This is a genomic window from Thalassolituus sp. UBA2009 (genome assembly GCF_002335285.1).
Classification (GTDB): domain Bacteria; phylum Pseudomonadota; class Gammaproteobacteria; order Pseudomonadales; family Oceanobacteraceae; genus Venatoribacter; species Venatoribacter alkanivorans.
The window spans coordinates 15,844-18,135 of sequence record NZ_DDCJ01000026.1; the positions used below are offsets into that span (position 1 = coordinate 15,844).

4 protein-coding genes and 1 pseudogene are annotated in these 2,292 nt (G+C 52.3%); 1 reads left to right on the forward strand and 4 read right to left on the reverse strand.

Features of this window, described 5'->3' with window-relative positions; genetic code table 11:
* The 4 genes and pseudogenes from B3P58_RS03080 to B3P58_RS03095 all read right to left on the reverse strand — a co-directional run.
* Positions 1-702, reverse strand: a pseudogene (locus B3P58_RS03080) (5-methyltetrahydropteroyltriglutamate--homocysteine S-methyltransferase); the annotation flags it as partial.
* Positions 703-817: 115 nt separating this feature from the next.
* Entirely contained in the window at positions 818-949 is a 132-nt protein-coding gene (locus B3P58_RS03085) for a DUF3833 family protein (RefSeq protein ID WP_286716033.1), read from the reverse strand.
* Positions 918-1,325, reverse strand: a complete 408-nt coding sequence (locus B3P58_RS03090; protein ID WP_286716034.1) for a DUF3833 family protein — start codon at positions 1,323-1,325, stop codon at positions 918-920. The genes B3P58_RS03085 and B3P58_RS03090 overlap by 32 nt, the downstream gene beginning before the upstream one ends.
* Positions 1,309-1,449 carry a hypothetical protein gene (locus B3P58_RS03095; RefSeq protein ID WP_286716035.1) on the reverse strand — a complete coding sequence of 47 codons (141 nt, stop codon included), beginning with the start codon at positions 1,447-1,449 and terminating at the stop codon, positions 1,309-1,311. The genes B3P58_RS03090 and B3P58_RS03095 overlap by 17 nt, the downstream gene beginning before the upstream one ends.
* Positions 1,450-1,589: 140 nt before the next feature.
* Here B3P58_RS03095 and B3P58_RS03100 point away from each other — a divergent pair, with 140 nt between their 5' ends.
* Positions 1,590-2,237, forward strand: a complete 648-nt coding sequence (locus B3P58_RS03100) for a class I SAM-dependent methyltransferase (protein ID WP_286716036.1) — start codon at positions 1,590-1,592, stop codon at positions 2,235-2,237.
* Positions 2,238-2,292: the final 55 nt, after the last annotated feature.

Here is a 2,292-nt window from a genome sequence, read left to right on the forward strand (position 1 = left end):
ATTCAGGCCATTATTACGCAGGGTGTGATACGCCGGTTCAAACGCCTGCGCCCAGTCCGACGGTAAATCGAGGGCTAAAATCGGCTCATCCAGTTGCAGCCAGTCGATGCCTTCGGCTTTTAACAGGGCAAATAATTCGGAATACAGCGGCAGTAATTTAGGCAGCAGGTTCAGGCGATTGCTGTTGTCCAGACTTTTGCCCAGATACAGATAACTCAGCGGCCCCAGTACCACGGCTTTGACTTTCGGGTACACCGCACGCGCCGCGCGGATTTCTTCCAGCAGTAATTCCGGCTGCAGGCTGAATTCATCCTCCGCCCGACACTCCGGCACCAGATAGTGATAATTGGTATCGAACCATTTGGTCATTTCGCTGGCATGGCTGGTACAGCCACAAGGGGTACGGCCACGGGCCGCCAGAAACAGCTGGTTCAGCGCATCGTCGCCATGGCGCGCGCGCTCGGGCAGGTGGCCAAACAGATAGCTGGTATTGAGCACATGGTCGTAAAGGGCAAAGTCACCGGCGGTAATAAAATCGGCACCCGCCTGCAGCTGACGTTGCCAGTTGGCCAGACGCTGGGTATGTGCCACGTCCAGCAGTTCTTGCTGTGTGCTGTTACCGGCCCAGAACGATTCCAGCGCCCATTTGAGTTCGCGTTGCTGACCGACGCGCGGAAAGCCGAGAGTATGAAAAAGTGTCATCGTAATATCTCAATGATTGAATGATTTTCACATTCTGGCCAAATTCAATCATGAGATAAAACGATGATTTCTAATACAAAGTTGAATTTATTTAATAGATAAACTCATCAGTGTCTCAGTCGCGCGCGCTCAAACACTGATATCCGTCCGGCACTTTACGCATCACCAGCAGCACCTGACCCACATGAATCCCCCATTTGCTCATGCGGGTTTCGTTAATCACCACGCCGTCGGCAACCTGAAACATCCAGTCGTCCATATCCAGGTCGATGAGTATCGCCGGGCTTGCCATAACGCAGGGTATAGGCCATCTGAATGCTGTTACCAGCATGCTTCATGGTGGTCGGCTGCGGCACATCCGTGGCGCTGGCGTGATAACCGCCGGTGCCATTGGGCGTCAGCGTCCAGACGCGGGTTTCCTCGACGGCGGCCGCACCGGGTTCATCATAAAAGTAAAAAACTTCATCAAGAGTGCCGGTTTCAGAACCACTGCCCTGATCTTCCCAGCTGGCAAGAATACGGGCATTAAACTGGCGGATCTGTTTACCGGAGCGGTCACGCACCACCCCGTCAGCACAGATAGTGCCGTCAAAAAAGGTGCGCGGATCAAGCAGCCGGAGCACGCCCGGCGTACTCATCGACCTGCACGCCGGCACAACCTGTTAACAGAGCACTGGCTGCCAGCAGCAGAGCGGTGGGAAACAGTCCGCGGGAAACTACAACGGGTCTGGACTCGGATAAATTCATAAAGCCTCCATGAAAACCTATACAAATTACTGTACAGGATTATACAAAGAAGCATTGGTAGCAATAGCTCAATTCTGTTGCGGCTGATAAAAAACCCAGTAGACTGGCGCTCAACATAGTCTGTCAAAGCGCTTTCTATCATGCCCCGCCTCGAAATCTTCGCCGAAGATCATATGCAGTATGCCTATGGCATTTACCTTTTTACCGCGAAACACCCTCTGGTCCGCAAACTGAAAAAAGTGGCTAAGCCAAGCGTCCACGGCCATAAAACCTGGTCGTCCAGTTTTCTTTTGATGGACTGGCTGAGCAGCAACCCGCTGGCGAAAAACACCCGGGTACTGGAGCTTGGCTGTGGCTGGGGGCCGGCGGCGGTCTATTGTGCCAGCCAGCAACAGGCTAAAGTGACCGGTCTGGATGTCGATGACAGCGTATTTCCGTATCTGGATATGGTGGCTGCCGCAAACGATGCCAAAGTGCGTCCGTTACACGCATCCTTTAACGATATGAAAGGTCAGAATCTGGCGAAATTCGATTGTATTATCGGTGCCGATATCTGTTTCTGGGATGAAATGGTCAGCGATTTACTGCGCCTGTTTAAACGCGCAAAAAAAGCCGGCGTTAAACAGATTATTCTGGCCGATCCGGGGCGTTCAACCTTCGATGAGTTAACCAATCGTTGTGAAAAACTCTGGCCTGCGGCCTTTACCTACGAGCATTGGTTTGCCCTTGAGCCGAACCGCTTTGAGGGACGGTTGATGATTCTGGATTTCAGCAAGCTTCCGGTATAAAAACCTGCTTTTAAAAAACGCCGCACTAATCTGGCTAGGGCCTGTTAACACTAAT

Excerpts from the sequence above, each read along its gene's own strand:
- B3P58_RS03085 (WP_286716033.1), bottom strand. The coding sequence starts at position 949 with ATGTTTCAGGTTGCCGACGGCGTGGTGATTAACGAAACCCGCATGAGC.
- B3P58_RS03095 (WP_286716035.1), bottom strand. The coding sequence starts at position 1,449 with ATGAATTTATCCGAGTCCAGACCCGTTGTAGTTTCCCGCGGACTGTTT.
- B3P58_RS03100 (WP_286716036.1), top strand. The coding sequence starts at position 1,590 with ATGCCCCGCCTCGAAATCTTCGCCGAAGATCATATGCAGTATGCCTAT.